At 50.8% G+C, this 18,936-nt stretch carries 14 protein-coding genes; 3 read left to right on the top strand and 11 right to left on the bottom strand.

All coding sequences use genetic code 11. The features are described 5' to 3' along the window. Positions 1-101: 101 nt before the first annotated feature. The 3 genes from MHB84_RS15670 to MHB84_RS15660 all read left to right on the top strand — a co-directional run bounded on the left by MHB84_RS15670 (position 102) and on the right by MHB84_RS15660 (position 6,348). Complete coding sequence (locus MHB84_RS15670) at positions 102-1,031, top strand: TetR/AcrR family transcriptional regulator (protein ID WP_076287732.1); 930 nt, start codon at positions 102-104, stop codon at positions 1,029-1,031. Positions 1,032-1,071: 40 nt separating this feature from the next. After that, complete coding sequence (locus tag MHB84_RS15665; protein WP_076287564.1) at positions 1,072-4,287, top strand: efflux RND transporter permease subunit; 3,216 nt, start codon at positions 1,072-1,074, stop codon at positions 4,285-4,287. Positions 4,288-4,659: 372 nt separating this feature from the next. Further along, positions 4,660-6,348, top strand: coding sequence for a PucR family transcriptional regulator (locus MHB84_RS15660; RefSeq protein ID WP_256716717.1), 1,689 nt, complete (start codon positions 4,660-4,662; stop codon positions 6,346-6,348). A 4-nt stretch (positions 6,349-6,352) separates the two neighbouring features. Here MHB84_RS15660 and MHB84_RS15655 read toward each other — a convergent pair whose 3' ends face one another. The 11 genes from MHB84_RS15655 to MHB84_RS15605 all read right to left on the bottom strand — a co-directional run bounded on the left by MHB84_RS15655 (position 6,353) and on the right by MHB84_RS15605 (position 18,497). Next, entirely contained in the window at positions 6,353-6,580 is a 228-nt protein-coding gene (locus MHB84_RS15655; protein ID WP_076287563.1) for a hypothetical protein, read from the bottom strand. Between the two features lie 5 nt (positions 6,581-6,585). Further along, entirely contained in the window at positions 6,586-8,025 is a 1,440-nt protein-coding gene (gene hydA / locus MHB84_RS15650) for a dihydropyrimidinase (RefSeq protein ID WP_076287562.1), read from the bottom strand. Beyond that, on the bottom strand, positions 8,022-9,317 hold the full coding sequence (gene preA / locus MHB84_RS15645) for an NAD-dependent dihydropyrimidine dehydrogenase subunit PreA (protein WP_063566946.1): 1,296 nt from the start codon (positions 9,315-9,317) through the stop codon (positions 8,022-8,024). The genes hydA and preA overlap by 4 nt, the downstream gene beginning before the upstream one ends. A 267-nt stretch (positions 9,318-9,584) precedes the next feature. Beyond that, positions 9,585-10,952 carry an NAD(P)-dependent oxidoreductase gene (locus MHB84_RS15640; RefSeq protein ID WP_076287730.1) on the bottom strand — a complete coding sequence of 456 codons (1,368 nt, stop codon included), beginning with the start codon at positions 10,950-10,952 and terminating at the stop codon, positions 9,585-9,587. 60 nt (positions 10,953-11,012) lie between these two features. Then, positions 11,013-11,894, bottom strand: a complete 882-nt coding sequence (locus MHB84_RS15635; RefSeq protein WP_076287561.1) for a nitrilase-related carbon-nitrogen hydrolase — start codon at positions 11,892-11,894, stop codon at positions 11,013-11,015. 45 nt (positions 11,895-11,939) lie between these two features. Continuing rightward, positions 11,940-13,220, bottom strand: a complete 1,281-nt coding sequence (locus tag MHB84_RS15630; protein ID WP_076287560.1) for a M20 family metallo-hydrolase — start codon at positions 13,218-13,220, stop codon at positions 11,940-11,942. An 80-nt stretch (positions 13,221-13,300) separates the two neighbouring features. Continuing rightward, entirely contained in the window at positions 13,301-14,674 is a 1,374-nt protein-coding gene (locus tag MHB84_RS15625) for an aspartate aminotransferase family protein (protein WP_076287559.1), read from the bottom strand. An 88-nt stretch (positions 14,675-14,762) separates the two neighbouring features. Further along, positions 14,763-15,839, bottom strand: a complete 1,077-nt coding sequence (locus MHB84_RS15620; protein ID WP_076287558.1) for an ABC transporter substrate-binding protein — start codon at positions 15,837-15,839, stop codon at positions 14,763-14,765. Positions 15,840-15,941: 102 nt separating this feature from the next. Next, positions 15,942-16,892: an ABC transporter permease gene (locus MHB84_RS15615; RefSeq protein ID WP_256716715.1), complete on the bottom strand. Its 951-nt coding sequence runs from the start codon at positions 16,890-16,892 to the stop codon at positions 15,942-15,944. Continuing rightward, positions 16,889-17,722, bottom strand: coding sequence for an ABC transporter permease (locus MHB84_RS15610; protein WP_246317992.1), 834 nt, complete (start codon positions 17,720-17,722; stop codon positions 16,889-16,891). Before MHB84_RS15610 ends, MHB84_RS15615 begins: the two co-directional genes overlap by 4 nt. Continuing rightward, a complete protein-coding gene (locus tag MHB84_RS15605) occupies positions 17,682-18,497 on the bottom strand; it encodes an ABC transporter ATP-binding protein (protein WP_076287556.1) in 816 nt (271 codons plus the stop codon). Before MHB84_RS15605 ends, MHB84_RS15610 begins: the two co-directional genes overlap by 41 nt. Between the last annotated feature and the right edge of the window lie 439 nt (positions 18,498-18,936).

Raw genomic sequence — 18,936 nt, 5'->3', positions numbered from 1 at the left:
TGTCTTTATCGTTTATACTTGGTTTGACCCTAAAGTCAATTCAAGAACTCGTAAGTTCCGCAGGTGAGGTGGATGTATCGTTAATGAACCCTATCCATGAAATGAATGAGAAGAAAAAGCTCATTATTACCACAGCACTCAAGCTGTTCTCAGCCAAAGGCAGTGCTGCAACCTCCATGCAGGAGATTGCAGAGATATGTGGGATGTCAAAAGGAAGCCTCTACCTCATGTTCAAATCCAAAGAGGAATTAGAGGCCAGCACGATGGAATACTGCATATTCACGCTCATGGACGAAATGTCCCAGATTGAACATGAAGCTGGGCTCACTTCGAGAGAACGTCTGCACAAACAGATTGAAACACTGCTTGTCCATGTATCCGAGCTGAAGGAATTTTTACGCGTGCAAATGCGCAGCATGATGATGGATGAAGAGCAGCATCGCAAGGAAAAGTGCAAACCGAAAAACAAGGATCTGGAGATCCGTACCCTGCACTGGTTTAAGGACAAACTGGAGGATCTGTACGGACCGGAGATTGAACCCTATACCATAGACCTTATCATGCTCACGCATGGTCTGTTCCTCTCCTACGTCAAAATCTGGTTTACGGAAATGCCTTCCCTTACCGTATCCAAGATGGCAAGCAACATGCTGCAAACGATTGATTATGCAGCTCGCGGATTGCTCGATCAACGCCCCGCCCCTCTGGTTCCTTTGGAACATTGGCCAGCATGGAGCAGCGATTCAGATACAGATTCGACAATGATGCGTCACCCCATTCATATCATCAAACAAATGAAGGATATCATCACTTCTGATATGCCTCCAGGGCAATTACGCAATGACGCGCTGGAGACCATCGCCATCCTGAGACAGGAAATGATGGAATTCACACCGCGACGTGCCATTATTCTGGGCATGATGCGCAACCTGGATCACATTCCTGTCATCCAGCCATTGCACTCCGAGCTTCAGCATATTATGGATGCCATGTATAGCCGGTTTATCCAAGCTGACTCGTCACAACAATAAAGAAATATAGGGAGAAACAGAGAGGAGAAGAAACCATCGTATGAAAGGAATTATTAATTTTTCACTGAACAACAAGTTTGCGATCTGGATTCTGACCATCATCGTTTCCTTCGCCGGTTTGTACAGCGGACTGACGATGAAACAGGAGACCATTCCAAACATCAATGTGCCATTCTTGAGTGTTACGGCCATTGATCCAGGGGCAGCTCCTGAAGGTATTGTCGAGGATGTCACCAAACCACTCGAACAGACCTTAAGAAATGTAGAGGGAATTAAGACACTCACCTCCACTTCCATGGAGAATGCCTCTTCCATCACCCTCGAATTTGATTATGGTACCGATCTGGATAATGCTACCGCAGCGGTTCGCGAAGCACTGAATGAGGTGCAGTTGCCGGATGGTGTACAGAAACCAACCATTTCCAAGTTCAGCATCAACTCCTTCCCGGTTGTCTCGCTTAGCTTGTCTGACAAGGACGGCGGCGATCTGGAACAATTGACTCGACTGGTTGAAACGGATATCCAGCCAGCACTCGAAGATATTGACGGTGTAGCTCAAGTCCAAGTTTCCGGCCAATATGTTAAGGAAGTTCAACTGAAGTTTGACCAGGAAAAAATGAATGAACTCGGTTTGACTGAAGATACAGTCAACGGTATCGTTCAAGGCTCTTCTGTCCGTGTACCACTCGGACTGTTCGAACTGGACAAAGCGCAGAAAGCTGTTGTTGTTGATGGCAATATCATCGATCTGGATGATTTGAAAAATCTCGCCATTCCGGTTGTACCAAGCGGTGCAGGAGCAGGCAGTGGTTCGGCCACAGCACCACAAGGCGCCGGCGCACAAGCTGGCGGGGCTCAAGGCTCTGCACAAGGTTCTGACCAGGCTGCAGGACAAGCTACTGGCGGAAATGCCAGTGTGGGCAGCACTTCAGGTGCCGCTAATGCACCTGGAATTCCAACGGTTAAATTAAGCGAGATCGCCAAAATTGAAGTCATTGGTCAGGCGGAATCCATTTCCCGCACAGACGGTAAGGAATCCATCGGGATCTCCATCGTTAAGTCCAATGATGCCAATACCGTTGATGTCGTGAAGGCGGTTAAAGACAAAGCGGAAGAGTTGCAGACGCAATTCAAAAACGCAGAGTTGACTGTTTTGCTCGACCAAGGTAAACCTATCCAGGACTCCGTAAACACGATGTTGTTCAAAGCGATGTTTGGTGCTTTGTTCGCCATTTTGATTATTCTGTTGTTCCTGCGTGATATTCGTTCCACCATTATTTCCATCATCTCCATCCCGCTCTCCTTGCTCATTGCATTGACAGCACTGAATATGATGGACATTACGCTGAACATGATGACCCTGGGTGCCATGACGGTTGCGATTGGACGGGTTGTCGATGACTCCATCGTTGTTATCGAGAATATCTATCGTCGATTGACACTCAAGGGAGAGAAACTTAAAGGCCGTGATTTGATCCGGGAAGCTACTCGTGAAATGTTCATTCCGATCCTTTCTTCCACGATCGTAACCATTGCGGTATTCCTGCCGCTGGCACTGGTAAGTGGTATGGTTGGTGAGCTGTTCATGCCATTTGCCTTGACGATGGTCTTTGCTTTGCTGGCATCCCTGATTGTAGCTGTTACGATTGTACCTATGCTGGCACACACGCTGTTCCGCAAAGGTCTGAAGAACAAGCAGAATCATGAGGAAAAACCAGGCAAGATGGCCGAAGCTTACAAACGACTCTTGAACTGGACATTGTCACACAAACTTATCACCGTCGGTGTTGCTGTATTGCTGCTCGTTGGTAGTTTGTTCCTCTATCCGTTCATCGGTGCAAGTTTCTTGCCGGAACAACAGGATAAATATGTGACCATTACGTACAGCCCGGAAACTGGAGCTTTGCGTGAAGATGTAGAAAAAGAAGCACTCGTAGCCGAGAAATGGTTGCTGACGCAGCCAGGTCTGGAGAAAATGCAGTATTCCATAGGCGGCAGTAATCCACTGAGCAGCATGGGTGGAGGCAGCTCCAACTCTGCTCTCTTCTATATCGAATATAACGAAGATACGAAAGACTTTACAAAAGTGAAAGAACAGCTTGTAGAAGGTCTGAAGAAAGAAGTGACTGTAGGAACCTGGAATGAGCTTGATATGTCCGGGGGTCTGGGAGGCAGCAGCTTGAGCCTTTCCATCTATGGTGACAATGTAGATCAGATCAAACCTGTCTCGGATGAAATTCTGAAACTGGTTGAAGCAGATACCGAATCTTTTGAAAAAGCCGACACTACGCTCTCCGATACCTACGGGCAATACACGCTCGTCGCGGATCAGGAGAAACTGAGCTCGCTGGGTCTGACAGCTGGCCAACTGGCTATGACGCTCAGTCCTGCACGTGAACGCCCTGTGCTCACAGAAGTGGATATCGATAACAAAACGTATAAAGTCTATGTAGAGACTGACAAAAAGACATTTACCAGCATTGCTGATATTGAAAACGAAAAAGTCACTTCACCACTCGGCATTGAAGTACCAATCAAAGATGTCGCGAAAGTGGAAGAAGGTACTTCACCGAACTCCATCATGCGTATTGATGGCAAAGTCGTTGTGCAGGTATCAGCCAACATTCTGGCTTCCGATGTGCAAAAAGCATCATCAAACTTGCAGGCGAACATCGACAAACTGGACCTGCCAGATGGTGTTGAAGTGAAATTTGGTGGTACAACCGAACAGATTAATGACACGTTTACCCAACTTGGTCTGGCCATGCTGGCAGCCATTGCGATTGTGTACTTTGTGCTTGTTGTTACGTTCGGCGGTGGACTGGCGCCATTTGCCATCCTGTTCTCCCTGCCATTTACCGTCATTGGTATTATGGTCGGCCTGTTCGTAGCTGGGGGTACGCTTGACGTATCTGCCATGATGGGTGGACTGATGCTGATCGGTATCGTGGTCACCAACGCCATCGTCCTGATCGACCGTGTTATTCACAAGGAAAAAGAAGGAATGCCTACTCGTGAAGCCTTGCTGGAAGCCGGAGCAACGCGTCTGCGTCCAATTCTTATGACAGCTCTGGCTACCATTGGTGCCTTGCTGCCACTGGTGACAGGACTTGAAGAAAGCGCAGGGATCATCTCGAAAGGTCTCGGTATTACCGTAATCGGCGGTCTGATCAGCTCCACGCTGCTGACTCTGGTTATCGTGCCAATCGTGTATGAGTTCCTGATGAAGTTCAAAAAGAAAAGAATTGAAGATTAATCGACACCTTCTGTTGATCGAATAAATCATCATTCAGAATTAAGATGAACTTCTAACATAGAACACCCCTTAGTCCGCATTAGAATGGTTTGTACATTCTGATCTCCGGCTAAGGGGTGTTTTACATTTAACTATAATTTCTTAGCATCGGTCATAGAAACATCTAGATGTTAGGTAGATCTACATAGGAATAATCCCATTTGTTTTATTTCATAAAAGGAAGAGATCATTTTGTGAAATAAAACAAATGAACGTGAGATTTCAGCTCATCTGTTGTTAACAGACTTATAATCAAGACAAACGCTCTTCAGAAGCTCGACTTACAAAGCGGGTATGTAAACTGCATGTATTTGAGGGAAGGACGGTGGTTGTGTGGGGGAAACGACGCTGCATATTCAGATGAGAGACATGCTGAAACGTCCAGTGTTCCGCAAGGCTGAGGTACTCGCCAGTGAACGGGCATTGGAGCGATATGTGCGTTGGGTGCACATTATGGAGGTTACCGAAGTAGGCAACTTGCTGAATGGCGGGGAACTGGTGCTAACGACTGGCATTGGCTGGCAGGATGATGAAAAGCAGGGACTGTCTTTCATGCGCCAGTTAATTGCTCGTGGAGCTGCGGGACTCTGTATCGAACTGGGGGCTCACACCAAGTCCCAGCTCGGACCTATGAAGGAACTTGCAGCAGAAGAGGATTTTCCACTGATCTGGTTCCACGAACAAGTACGTTATATCGATATTACACAGGACCTGCATTTCGCCCTGATTCGCAGCCACCAGCGTATGCTCGCTGATCTCGACAGCCTCACTACCTCGTTCAACCAACTTCTTTTGAATGGAGACGGTGTACAACCACTGCTCCGACTGTTGTCTCGAACAACGGGTTACCCTGTAGCGCTATATCCACTGGATGGGGAAGCAAGTGCCGTTCCCTACTGCCCTCCAGCCCAATTGGAGATTCGTCGACAGGAGTGGTTGTCACGTCGTGGTCATTCGGACGAGGGAGAGCATTTGGGAGATCATTCCGTGCAGAGGAATCATTCGGTGCATTCACCGGATGCACTCACTCTGCCTGTACAGGCGCTTGATTATGCATTTGCCGATCTGGTGCTGATGCTCGACAAGCTGTCGGATCACGATCAGGATCTGCATAACAGACCCTCTGAAGAGTTCATCATCCAGGCTCTGGAACGTTGTGCAGCCGCCATTGCTCAGGACTGGATGCGTACCAAATACATGGAGGAAAAACGACGCTACAAGGAAGATATGTGGGTCATTGACTGGCTTAACGGACATCATTCTGCGAAAGAAATTCTTGAATATGTATCTGCTGCCAACGCCCAGCTTGCTTCTGGAAAAGGTACCGTCATTTTGTTCGATAGCAATCCCAGCTACACAGACAGTCTCAAGCTACAGAAACTGCTGATTCAACGTAACATCGTTGCCCGTTCCGTGTTCTCGCGGGAAGGATTTGCACTGTACAGCACGGTTTTAAACCACCAGATCATTCTGATTATTGTTGACCCTCTGCCTGGATCTCAGCGAAAAAGCAGTCTATGGCGCTGCATTGAACAGTTGCAGCAGCATGAGCAGGAACAGACCCATCGCCTCTTCTCGGGTCTGTTCGGCATCGGTCACAGCTGCGCTGATCTATCACGTCTGAAAGACAGTCTTGAGGCAGCCAAGGATACCCTGCGCATTCAGAAGGACATCGGTGTGATGCAGCAGCCCTTTTACAGCAATCTTCACTGTTACCGCATTATTGCCAGCATGAAGCAGAGCGGCAGTCTGGATGATTTCATTGAGGAATATCTCGGGCCAGTCATTCGTTATGATGCCGAAAAAGGCGGTCAGTTGTTACGTACGCTTAAACAATATTTTATTCTATGCTGCTCCAAGCAGGAGACGGCCACGGCTTTGTTTATTGTCCGACAGACGCTTTATCACAGATTGCACAAAATTGAGACACTGCTGGGTGATGACTACACCCTCCCCGAGAAACGTGTCGCCATCGAACTGGCTATCTATGCATACGAATACGTCCATGGACCATTCGCGTGACCTTCTACGCTCCTTTTTGCTCCTGAAGCTGCCTGATCAGGATATGACTGAACCACTTCCGCCCAGACGCCGTACCCACATATTGCTCCTGTTTTTCTCCGGGAAGGTCGGGGTGCCCCCACACGACATGAGCACCCTCCAGATGTTCCCGAACGGCATAAATGCGATAACCCTGTGCCACCATTCGTTCAATCGCTATCTTTTCCGCTTCAAATACTTCATGATCAGACATCAGCCTCACCCTCCATTCACTGCCGTCACAGGCTGTGTTACAGGTAATGGTGCATCGGCATCATATTTTTCACGCTTCACATAGCGACCCGCGCCTGCCACTCCGGCAAACTGCCGGTCCCGAATCACATATTCCCCGCGGCATAACACCGTCACTGGACATCCCTGAACCTGCATGCCCTCAAAGGCGCTATAGTCCACATTCATATGGTGGGTAGCTGCCGAAATCACCCTTGAGATAGATGGGTCAAAAATAACGATATCCGCATCTGTCCCCACAGCAAGGGTTCCTTTCTGCGGAAATAACCCAAATAACTTGCTTGCCCGTGTAGAGCATAAATCCACCCACTGATTAAGCGAAATACGCCCCTTCATTACCCCTTCGGAATATAAAATGCTGAGCCGATCTTCAATGACAGGCCCGCCATTTGGAATTTTGCTGAAATCATCCCGTCCCAGTTCCTTCTGTCCCTTGAAGTTAAACGAACAATGATCCGAGCCAATGGTCTGCAATTGACCGCTCTTAAGCGCATTCCACAGCACTTCCTGATGAGGGGCTTCACGCAGCGGTGGGGACCAGACATACTTCGCACCTTCAAAATCCGGTTGATCCATCTTCGATTGATCCAGGGTTAAGTACTGCGGACAGGTCTCGCCCCAGATTCGATAACCCATGTCTCGCATACGCGCGATCTGCTCCACGGCTTCAGCACAGGTGACGTGCACCACATAGAGCTGTGAATCGGCAAGTGCTGCCAATCGGGCCGCACGCCCTGTAGCCTCTCCTTCCAACATGGAAGGTCGGGTAAGTGCATGGTGGATCGGCTCGGTTCTTCCATCCGCCAGCGCCTGCCGGACCAGCAGATCAATAACATCGCCATTCTCAGCGTGCACCATGACGAGTGCACCGTACTCTTTGGCTTTTTGCAGCGTCTGAAAGAGAATGCCGTCATCGGCCTGGAACTGGTTTTTGTACGCCATGAACACCTTGAAGGAAGACACACCCTCTTCTTCAATGATCTGTGGCAGTTCCTCCAGCACCTGATCATTCATCTCGCCAATCATCAAATGAAACCCATAATCAATGGCGGCTTTGCCCTCGGCTTTGGTATGCCATTCCTGTAGGGATTCAAGCAAAGATCGGCCTTTTTGCGTCAAACAGAAATCAATGACTGTCGTTGTGCCGCCGAAGGCAGCAGCTGCGGTTCCTGTTGCAAAATCATCCGCCGTCACCGTTCCGCCGAACGGCATATCCAGATGAGTATGCGGATCAATCCCGCCAGGGATGACATAACAGCCAGACGCATCCACAACCTCCGTTCGTTCATCCGGCACAAGTCCCATGCCAATCTGCACGATCTTTCCATTTTCAATGTAGATATCCGCCTCAAACGTATCCGAAGCTGTGACCAACATTCCATTACGAATCAATTTGCGGGTACTCATGATATCGCCTCCTTGGTGGATTGATCTCTGGCCGATTGCAGCAGGGCAATCGCAGACTGACGGTCATTCCAGGTTAACGGTTCCTGTTCATGTGCGATCTCTACCATCTCAATTGCGCCGTCCACCGGACAGACAATCGAGCACAGATTACATCCGACGCAATCTTCCTCAACGACCTCCAGATAGGAGCCAGAGGGATCAGACAGCATATCAATACATTGATGCGAGGTGTCTTCGCAGGCGATATGGCATTTGTTGCAGTTGATGCAGACATCGCGGTTGATGCGGGCTACCACTTTGTAATTCAAATCGAGATTGCCCCAATCGGAATAGCGCGGAACCGTTTGGCCAATCAATTCAGATACACTTCGCAGACCTTTCTCATCCAAATAATCGTTCAAGCCATCGATCATGTCCTCCACGATACGGAAGCCGTGATGCATGGCTGCAGTACATACCTGGACCCCCGTCGCGCCCATAAGTAAAAATTCTGCGGTATCCCGCCAATCGGATATGCCTCCGATACCGGAGATGGGCACACCAACTGCAGGATTGCGCGCACACTCAGCAACCATGTTCAGCGCAATCGGCTTCACGGCCGGACCGCAATAGCCGCCATGCGCCCCTTTACCACCTACATGCGGCACGGTATTCCAGGAATCGAGATCCACACCCGCCAGGGAGTTGATCGTATTAATCAGGGAAATCGCATCCGCACCGCCGCGCACCGCCGCCCGGGCAGTCGCCGTAATATCGGTGATATTAGGCGTTAGCTTCACAATGACAGGTGTGGTCGCCACTTCCTTCACCCACATCGTCTGCAATTCGACCAGATCCGGTTGCTGACCAGACGCTGCTCCCATACCACGCTCAGCCATGCCGTGCGGACACCCAAAGTTCAGCTCCAGCCCGTCTACGCCGACAGCTTCGACTTTCTTCACAATCTCATGCCACTTCTCCCGTTTCGGTTCAACCATGAGTGAAGCAACCACTGCCCGATCCGGGAAACGCCTTTTGGTCTCGGCAATTTCCCGCAGATTCACCTCGAGCGGACGGTCGGATATTAACTCAATATTGTTAAAACCCGCGACGCGCTGTCCGCCAAAATGAACGGCTGCAAATCGCGAAGAGGTATTAATGATCGGCTCGCCCAACGTCTTCCAGACGGCACCACCCCAACCTGCTTCAAAGGCGCGCTGAACCTGGTATCCGGTATTCGTCGGCGGCGCCGAGGCCAGCCAGAATGGATTGGGCGATCGAATACCTGCCAGATTAATAGATAAGTCAGCCATAACGATCCCTCCTTGGTGTGGTTTGAACTCACAATGGTGTTTGTTTGAACTTCACAAGATAGACTGGAATCTCTCGTATGACCCAGGAATCCTGCTTGATCAGGGTTAGTATGAGTGATTGGTGTTGCCAACCTGCTGTTATAAACTGTTGGTGTACATTCTAACGAACCGTGCACCTTCTGTTTGGTGCACATGCGGTAGGTGAGCGTTTTAACGAATCGTAGAAGGCTTGGTGCATAAGATTCGTTAGCTATAACTAAATATATCTCATGCCGTCTCTTCCACCTGTCCGGGCAACGCCTTCATCACCGATGCAGCCGCCAGCTTGCCCTGCTGTGCAGCGGAGACCACCATCGCTTCGCCCTGCCCCTGTCCGAAGATAACATCTCCTGCCGCGTAGATCTGTGGATGGGACGTACGGTACGTCTGTGGTTCCACTTCAACAACGCCCCAGTGATGACGCAGGCCAAATGCCTCAATTAATGGCAGCAAACGGTTCTGTCCAATGGCTCGAACAACAGTGTCACATTCAAGCATGAACTCCGATCCCTCTATCGGCACAGGCAGTGCCCGACCACCTCCAGGTGATGTAACCAACTTCATTTTCACACACTCTATAGCCTGAACTCGCCCATTCTCGTCTCCAATAATGCGCTTCGGCATAGTGAACCAGCGAAATTCCACACCTTCCTGCTTCGCAAATGTATATTCAAAGGCATAAGCTGTCATCTGGCTCTCCCCGCGTCGATAAAGCATCTGCACACGCTCGGCCCCCAGGCGTACCGAACAGGTCGCTGCATCCACTGCCGTATTGCCCGCACCAATAATGGCAACCTTCAGACCGTTCAGCGCCGGAGGCACACCCTGCTTCGTGGATTCCACTAGCTCAATGGCATCATAGACACCTTCCAGCGTCTCTCCTTCAATGCCAAGCATCGGAACAGCGCCCATCCCGCAAGCCAGAATAACGGCTTCGTGCTGTTCCAATAACTCTTCAGCGGACACATCCACCCCAATACGCACACCATACCGAATCTGCACACCCAGTGCCTGCACCTGTTCGACTTCCCATAAAGCTACGGATTCTGGCAGGCGAAAGGACACGATACCATACGTGTTCAGCCCTCCGCCTTTCGCTTTGGCTTCATAGATCGTCACCTCATACCCTGCACGCCCCAACTCTCTAGCCGCAGACAATCCCGCTGGCCCTGCGCCTACAACTGCAACATTTCTTCCGTTGGCAGGCGCTGCCTTGAATAACGGTTCATTCTTCGTCCGTGCCCAGTCTGTTGCATATCGCTGCAAATCACCGATCCGAATCGGCTTGGATGACTCGTTCAGTACACAAGCTCCTTCACACAGTTCCTCTGTGGGGCAGACCCGTGCACAGCTAGCACCAACCGGGTTGGCTTCCATAATGGTCCGAGCCGAGCCTTTGAGGTGACCTGTCGAGATTTTTTTGATAAACGAAGGAATATTAATGTCGGTTGGACACGCCTTGATACACGGTGCATCATAACAGTACAGACAGCGGTTCGATTCCTCCATCGCTTCCTTGCCTGTCATTGCAGGCTTCATTTCGGTAAAACGACTCTCCCATCCGTAATCGGACAACGTTGCTCCTGCGCTGTTCATCATGTCTTACACCTCCAAGGTAGATCTCTGATATCCCCAAATTTTCATTCCAGGCCACTGCTACAGGTTAACGAGATGTTCGTAGGTCTCAGGCCGTCGATCGCGGTAAAATTGCCACACATTGCGTACTTCCCGAATCAACTCCATATCCATCTCGCCAATGATGACCTCATCCTGATCCCTGCTGCCCATAGCAACCATCCTGCCCCGCGGGTCCACCAGATACGACTGACCATAAAACTCACCCATATTCCATGGCGATTCCACTCCCACTCGGTTAATGGCAGCCACATAATAGCCATTAGCTACCGCATGGGCAGGCTGCTCCAGCTTCCACAAATATTCCGATGTTCCGGCTACCGTTGCGGAAGGGTTGAATACAATCTCCGCACCAGCCAGCCCAAGAAGTCGTGCTCCCTCCGGAAAATGACGATCATAACAAATGTACACACCCACTCTGGCGTAGGCTGTATCAAATACCGGATAGCCCAGATTACCGGGTCTGAAATAATATTTTTCCCAGAATCCATTCGTGCCTTCGCCTGCTTCCACATGCGGAATATGATGTTTGCGGTATTTCCCCAGGTAGGAGCCGTCCGCATCTATAACAGCAGCTGTATTGTAGTACGTAGCGATTCCTTCTACCTCATATACAGGCAAAATGATTACTACCCCAAGCTCCTTCGCAAGCTCCTGAAAACGCCTAGTCGTCGGTCCTTCCGGCACCTGCTCGGCAGATGCATACCACTTGGGGCTCTGCTCCGTGCAGAAGTATGGTCCGTAGAACACTTCCTGCAAGCCAATAATTTGTGCTCCTCGAGCAGCCGCTTCACGTACCAGCGCAATGTGTTTCTGAATGGCGGCCTCCTTATGCACTTCAACTGGGGCCGAGCCTTCAACCTCGTGCGAAGCCTGAATCAATCCGATACTGATTTTACCCATAATGTCACATCGCCTCCCTGGGAAATGGTTTGATATGAACAGCTTTTACATGTCCGTCCCGTTACTCGCAATTTCCGGGCTGCACATTTGCCTGATCGTGCGGTACAACACTTCTGTACCGAGAGCAATGTCCTCGGGCGAAGAATACTCACTTGGATGATGGCTGACCCCATCCTTGCTGCGAACAAAGATCATGCCATAGTCACACACGTAAGAAAGGGCAAGTGCATCATGGAACGGACCACTCATCAGCTCTGGTAAAGGCAGGCCGATCTCTTCGGCAGACGAGCGAATGGCATTTTTGATTCGTTCTGCACAATATCGCGGTTCACTGTTGGTATCTTCGGTCAAGGAGTAGGTCAGCCCATATTCCGAGCTAACGTCATCCAAGAGGCTCATTAACCTTCCTTCAAGCCGATTTCTGCGTTCCATCTCCATATCTCGCAAATCAACCGTAAAGCTGACTTCTTCAGGAATGATGTTGCGTGAGTCCGGGAAGACACTGAGGCTCCCCACGGTCCCTACTGTCGGAGCTTCCGGTTCTTCTCTGACCATATCGTCAAAAGCCGCAATGACCTTGGCGCTGCCCACCAGCGCATCATGACGCATCCCCATCGGTACCGAACCGGCATGCCCTGCCATGCCTTTCATTGTCACCGTGAGCCACAGCGGGCCAGAGATGCCAGTCACCAGACCTAACGGGGCGGCCAGCGATTCGAGAACAGGTCCTTGCTCAATATGCAGTTCCAGATAACTGCCAATAGAGCCAGCCGGATAGATCGCTTCGGCAAATTGTTCTGGTGCACAGCCAAAGGCCTCCAATGCCTCTCGTCGGGTCACCCCATTTTTGTCCTTTCGCTCCAATTCTCCCTCTTCCAACTGTCCGGTTATGCCACGTGAGCCAAATAATCCTTTGTTAAAACGCGAGCCCTCTTCATCACAAAAAGCAATGACCTCAATGGGCATCCGAGGGCGAATGCCTTGTTCCATCAGGCACTGTACAGCTTCCAGCGCGCCAAGGACGCCGATGGCCCCATCATACCGACCGCCGTACGGCTGGGAATCGATATGTGAACCGATCATGAGGATCGGCAGGGACGAATCTGTACCTTCAAGGCGACCAATCAGATTGCCAAACGGATCAAGCCGAGTCACAAGCCCGGCCTCTTCCATCCAGAGGCGAACCTGGATAATGCCCTCCATATCTTCCGGAGTCAACGCGAGTCGGCAGACACCCGTCTCCACAATTCGGCCAATACGGGACAACTGTTCAATTCGATCATCCAGACGCAGCTGATTGATGATTTTCCCGGTGGTGGTCTGCATCCTCCATCGCCTCCTCACGCATATTCATAAGCACGATTTAAATGAAGATCCCACCTAGATTTCCGCTTCGCCCTCCATCACTACCCTGCATCCAGACTGCGTAGTGCAGCCAGCAAACTGCCAGCGATCAGGTCCAATTCTTCCTCAGTGGTGACGAACGGCGGTGAGATGGTCAAAATATTCGCAAATCCCGGCACGGTATCGCCGTTCTTGCCAATCAGGACACCGTCCTGTTTGCAGCTTGCCAGTACTTTCATGACCTTATCCGCATGAGCAGGCGAACCATCGGCTTCAATCAGCTCCACCCCGCAGGCAAAGCCAAATGTGCGGATATCTCCAACCACCGATAACTCCAGCAGCGGCTCCAGCTTATCCCGAAGCAGGTATCCAAGTTCATCAGCACGGCTGACCAGATTCTCTCGTTCCAGAATTTCAAGATTCGCCAGTGCCACGCGGCAGGATACAGGGTTGCCCCCGAACGTATTCACATGACGAAAGTGTGAATCGGGTCCGGGTTCTCTGAACGTGTCATACAGATCCGCTCGAACGGCTGTCGCCGATAGTGGAGCGTACGCGCTCGTCATGCCCTTTGCCATCGTGACGATATCGGGCTGCACCCCGTAATTCTGATGACCGAATTTTTGCCCGGAGCGGCCAAACCCGCAGATGACCTCATCCACTATGAACAGCACACCATAACGCTCACAAATCTCCTGTACGGTTCCCATATACTCCGGAGGCGGGACAATCATGCCGCCCCCTGTAATGACCGGTTCCATAATGACCGCAGCTACCGTCTCGGGCCCTTCCCAGCGAATAACCTCTTCATAGATGGTGGCGCATTCCAGTCCGCATGCATCCTTGTTTCGTCCAAATGGACAGCGGTAGCAATAAGGAGGTGGTACATGAGAAAAGCCTACACCTAGCGGCTCGTATTTGATTTTGCGGGCGGCTTGCCCGGTAGCGCCCAGCGCGCCCATGGAGTTGCCGTGATAGGCACGGTGACGGGAGATGAATTTGTGACGGGTTGGCTCACCATTCTGGTGATGAAACTGACGGGCTATTTTGAACGCTACTTCATTGGCATCTGAACCCGAGTTGGAGAAGAAGATGCGATACTCCCCCTCCAGCCAGTCATTCAGCTTCTCTGCCAGCAGAATCGCCGGCTCATGACTCTGGGTCATGGGCACGTACGCGAGAGCTTTCATCTGCTCATAGGCACTTCGAGCAATTTCCTCGCGTCCATGCCCGACGTTCACACACCACAGTCCCGACATCGCATCCAGATACCGTGTGCCATCCTGATCCGTGATCCAGCTGCCTTCCCCGCTAACGGCAATCATCGGATGATCATTATGAGGCGAGATGTGATGCCACACATATTTGCGATCCTTTTCTAGCCACTCTTCCTTTGTACCACCAATCGGTTGGGGTTGCTGATCCACTGAGCTCATTCGTCATCCTCCTCTCTAACCTGAACCTATGGACTTTACACTTGACCACTCCGATTGCAGTGCCCCATTCCGAACGCTCCACGCTTATTTATTTCGTCACATCCTTCACCGCTTCTTCATAGACGCTTTTCTCCAGTGCTTCGTCCAGGTTAGCGGCTTTCTTAATCAGACCATACTTCAGGGCAATATCCGCAGTCCGGGTAAACGATTCATCCACAAAACTGCCCACCTGTTTCTCCGTAAACCCTTCCGGGCGAATCAGCTTCGCAATCTCTTCCAGCATGGTCACCTGATGTTCACGGGTCGTACTGCCGTCCGTTACGTTCTTCATCACGATATCTACCGTTTCACTCTGATTGTCGATGGCGTAGTTCCAGCCTTTCAGAACGGCACGGGTCACTTTCACCGCGAGCTCTTTATTACTGTCCACCCAATCCTTCTTGGCGATCAGCGTATCCTCCAGCATGCCTACCCCGGCATCCTCAATGTTGAATACATCCAGGTCGGACTCCTTCGTCCCACTTTCAAGTACCACGTGATATTCGTTATAGATCGTTGCCGTGGCGACATCCACCTGATCGTTGAAGAACTGATCCATCGTGAAGCCCTGCTTCACCAGTTCAATATCCTTCTTTGGATCAAGGCCGTTCTTCTCCATAAAAGCGAGAACCTGAAACTGCTGACTGCCGAACCATGTGCTCACTTTCTTGCCTTTCATCTGGGCGGGATCGGTAATACCCACGGACTTCTTCGCAATCAATCGATAACTGCTCTTCTGCGAAATCTGGGCGAGGGAGACAAGCGGAAGACCGTTATCCCGGCTGACCAGCAAACTGTCCACCCCGGTGATACCCACATCGGCTGCGCCGTTAACCACCTGCTGTTCGATCACGATATCCGGGCCACCCGGAATGATCTCGGCATCAATACCTTCATCTGCAAAGAAACCTTTCTCCTTAGCGGCGTATATCCCGGCGAACTGAGCCTGAGGCACCCATTTGAGCTGAATCTTCACTTTGGTTAAGGGCTGATCTGACCCTTCCGCTCCCTCCGAGCTGGCAGCAGCAGGGGTGACGGACGGCTCTGATTTTGCGGAGCACGCTCCCAGCATCGCAACGACCAACAGGACCAACACCAGAAAACCCGGTTTTAACGTTTTGTACATATACAGAACAACCCCCTGTTTATATAAGGATCTTCAATCAGGTACTGTGAAGCCTGCTTCACGAGTCAATCGATCTGTGGAAGGTTGGTATCTTAATGAGCTTTAAGGATCTGTATGTGCACGATTCCACGGGGTCAGCCGTTTCTCGGCCAGAACGACGGCTTCATACAACACAATACCGAGCACGGCGGCGATAACAATACAGGACCAGGCAAGTGGCATGTTTGCCAGTCGGATCTGATCTGAGAGCAAGTAACCCAGCCCCTGGGAGGCGATGAAAAATTCACCCACAATGGCGCCAATAATGCTGGTCGACATATTAATTTTCAGACCTGCGAAGAGGGAAGGTAGCGCATGTGGCCAGCGTAGCTTCAAGAAAAACTGCATCCTACTGGCGGCAAGACCACCCATCAGATCACTGTATTGCGGCTGAATCGAGGTCAAGCCCTTGAATAAACTCACAGCCATGGCAGCCATCGTAATTACAGCCACGACGGCAATTCGAGACCAGATACCATCCCCAAACCAGTTGTTCATAATCGGGGCCAGCGCAACAATCGGAACGGCGTTCAGTGCTGACATCACGGCAACCGCCGCCCTGCCGCTCGTCGGGAAGAAGGATGCACCCGCAGCGGCCAAGGCTCCCAGCAAGGAGCCGAGCAGAAAGCCACCCAGCATCTCGGTTCCGCTATACATCGCGTATCGGAAAAGCATCTCTGCATTTTCCCTGATGGACGCTGCAATCGCTGACGGAACAGGCAGTTGGTAACTTTCAAGCGAGAATAACTGATGGAACAATCGAAGCTGCCACAGGGTTAGAAATAAGGCTCCGGCAAGCCACGGCAGTAGGCGCAATCCAATTGATCTTTTGCGAACACTGCTGCCCAGCGGCCTCTGTGCGGCTTGTCCCTGATGTCCATCGATATCCGTACTTGAAGGAGATGGTACCCTAACCGAATCCGCGATAGACTCCCCAATAGATGCCGTGCTTGAGACAGCTGCCGTCGCACCCTCCTCACCTTTGCGGCTTACCATCACACGTTCATTCATCATGCAGCATGCCCTCCCTTGGCCCTGAATTCAGGCTGCCATGGGGTTAGCCAGCGCTCAGCAAGGCTGATGGCAAGATACGAGATGAGTCCAATGCCAATGCTGAGCATGATGGTTGCCCAGAACATGCCGATTTGGGCACTGCCGTAATACAAGGAACTGACCATCAGTACGCCAAGTCCATCCGGCGCTCCCATTAGCTCCACCACAATGGAAGAGGTGACTGCAAGTGGAGCAGCTATTTTCATACCGGAAAACAGACCCGGTAGCGCAGAAGGCAGCAAACATTTGATATAACGAGCAGGCAGGGAAGCTCCACAGGAACGCATAAGCTCCAGATGCTCCGGCGCTGCACTTTTTAATCCTTTGAGTGTGTGGATGATAATCGGGAAGAACGTAACGTAAGCCGCCATTATAATTCGGGCCCACTCGGCGTTATGGATAATGCCATAGACAATGGGCGCAAGACCGATTACGGGCACCATCTGGGAAGAGATGACATACGGAGATAAGGTACGCTCCACCCAAACCGCCACACTCATGAGCAGGGCCAGCAACAGGCCTAACACAGTTCCACCGGCAAAACCAATTGCTGCATTCCCAAACGTTACGGCCCCCTGTTCAGCCAATGTGCCTGAGTAACGAAACAAGGCTGCTAGAACCTCGTGCAGATAAGGAAGACGGGATGCTGCCTGCTGGGGTGACAAGAACAAGTGGAGAATCCAGGCGATACCTTCCCACAGCAGCAATACGGACAAAATCCAGATCACTACCCAGGAGCGAAAACCCAGCTTATTGGTGTGCAGGAACATGGATTGGATCACGCTCCTCATAGAAACAATTGCGGATGGTGGTCATCATGCGGTAAAAGGCTTCGGTTTCCCTCAGCTCTCGATCCCGCTCGGCTGGCAGGTTGACGGAATGAATGGAGTGCACCTGACCGGGATGTGCGGAAAGGACGATGATGCGGTCAGATAGAAATACGGCTTCGGGGATGCTGTGTGTAACAAAAAGGAATGTCTTGCCTGTAGATCGCTTAATATCTAGTAGTTCCAGTTGCAGCTTCTCCTTCGTGAATTCATCCAATGCGGAGAAAGGTTCATCCATAAGCAGCAATGGCGGATCAAGCGCGAGTGCACGTGCAATGGAAACGCGCTGCTGCATGCCCCCACTGAGCTGCCACGGATAATGGTCAGCAAAGCGGGTCAGCCCGACCATTTCAAGCAGTTCACCACTTATGCGGCGGCACTCCTTCCTGCTTGTGCCGAGCAGCTCCAGGGGAAGCTCCACATTGTGGCGTACCGTGCGCCAATCGAACAGAGCTGGAGTCTGGAAGACAATACCGAACTGGCGCTGCAACCGCGCCCGCTCTGGTTCTTCCCCGGCAACCCGGATGCTGCCTTTCGTTGGCTGGAGCAAATCGGCTACGAGTCGCAGCAGTGTGGACTTGCCACACCCCGAGGGGCCAAGCAGAGAGACAAATTCATTGGAATGGATTTGAAACGAAACGTCGGACAGGGCGGTAACTTGTTGTGCTCCACTGCCAAATACAACGGACACGTGATCCAGCTCAATATGGCAGGTGTCTGGGACGATGATTGAGGACATGGGCATTCTCCTTTTCGCGGGAAGCTCGCAATCTTTTCACACCAAGGCTGAATGGAAGGTTTATATACACGAACGTAACAGGTTTTGCTTGTTAGGTAATACTATATATCTTTGGGCGGGGATTACATTATACAGACTGTTTTGAGTATGGGCCTGTTCATGTTACACATTGTAAAATGATACCGATTCTCAGTCCTAAACATGTCAATGTCCGTGTATGTTATCTTACATCTGCTTCACTCACACAGAACTCTTGTAATATCCAAGTAAAGGCGCATAATCATTTGTATTTATTGAATAAATATTCGGAAAATATGACATATACCCTCGTATTCTTGTTGATTTTCTTGTATAAACATTGATAACAGCATTTTGCAAAATGCTCATATAGAAGGACGTGAAATCTCGCCCCGATACGGTGTCTGGTTCTGGGATCATG

Origin of the sequence: Paenibacillus sp. FSL F4-0087 (assembly GCF_038020215.1) — a bacterium.
Taxonomy (GTDB): Bacteria; Bacillota; Bacilli; order Paenibacillales; family Paenibacillaceae; genus Paenibacillus; species Paenibacillus taichungensis.
This window is presented reverse-complemented; position numbering and strand designations above follow the sequence as displayed.